This window comes from Carboxylicivirga linearis (genome assembly GCF_018271995.1).
Classification (GTDB): Bacteria; Bacteroidota; Bacteroidia; order Bacteroidales; family Marinilabiliaceae; genus Carboxylicivirga; species Carboxylicivirga linearis.
In genome coordinates, this window is record NZ_JAGUCO010000094.1 from 1 (window position 1) to 1,058 (window position 1,058).

General features: G+C 37.5%; 2 protein-coding genes. Both read right to left on the reverse strand.

Annotation, left to right across the window (positions count from 1 at the left end; translation table 11 throughout):
* Window positions 1–486: hypothetical protein (locus KEM10_RS23755; RefSeq protein ID WP_212220866.1), on the reverse strand; the 486-nt coding region annotated here is incomplete at its 3' end.
* Window positions 487–654: 168 nt separating this feature from the next.
* Window positions 655–1,005 carry a J domain-containing protein gene (locus KEM10_RS23760; protein ID WP_212220869.1) on the reverse strand — a complete coding sequence of 117 codons (351 nt, stop codon included), beginning with the start codon at window positions 1,003–1,005 and terminating at the stop codon, window positions 655–657.
* Between the last annotated feature and the right edge of the window lie 53 nt (window positions 1,006–1,058).

The window sequence follows — 1,058 nt, forward strand, 5'->3', positions numbered from 1 at the left end:
CATATTTTCGTCCTCTGATAATGATTGCGTGGTAGTAAGAGTTTCGCCATTAACGCTGATGGTCATGGTGAAAGTCATATCAGCTTTAAGCTGCTCGGTATTGGAAAGCACGGAAAGAGTAAGACCTTTACCCATAAGGTTTAGGTATGGCACTTGAAAAACGATTTCAGGCTCTTGTGTTTTGCCAGCACCAATGGTAAGTCCTTTAATATCGGGAGTAGAATAAGCGACCGCCGAACCTTTGTAATTTGCAACTACCTGGTTAACGGCTAATGTGATGGGTGCTTTTGTGGGGTTGTAGCAACGGAGCTTTACGGCAAATTGAACTTCCTGTAAGTTCATCTTGTGGATGCGGAATCCTAAAAGAGCAAAATTCATTTTTGCCCCGGCAAGAAGCTTTTTGCCTTTTTTAATCAGGTAGAAACCACCGCCAACGGCTGCAACTGCTGCTAAAGTGCCTAATATTTTCTTTGTGCTTGCTTCCATAATGGAAACAAACATATAGTAGGCTAATGGTGGGGGTGTTGGAGTTTAATGGTATTTGAAGGATTTTGTAAGTGTTTGAAGAAATTTGTTAGAATTTGAGCATAAAAAAAAGTCGGTGGTCTGCCGACTTATCAAACCATTCTTACAAAAGAATAAAACAAGTCCCATTTATAGTTCATTCAAAATGTCAACTACGTGACTAATCAATGTTTTCTTTAAGGTTGATTTCGTTTTATACATTTTCTCCTGTAAGTAATGCTGAGGCACTTGCTTTTTTATCAGGACTTTGGCAAGCCTTCCTAATTCGTTTATTAATTCATTTTCTGCGGAATTAGTTTTTACTGAAGATGTAACGACCTTTTGCTTTTGTTGTAAGTTTATAAGCAAATCCTTGTATTCAGTTTGCATCTTCTGAAACTCAATAGCAGTTCCGCCTTTATCAGGGTGTAATTGCTTTGCTAATTTTCGGTAATGTAATTTGGCTTGTTCAATATCGGTTATACCTAAGAAATACTTCATAGCTGTTCAAATTCTTCAAGTGTAATACAAAAATGTTCCAAGATTAAGAGAAG

Excerpts from the sequence above, each read along its gene's own strand:
- KEM10_RS23760 (WP_212220869.1), bottom strand. The coding sequence starts at position 1,005 with ATGAAGTATTTCTTAGGTATAACCGATATTGAACAAGCCAAATTACAT.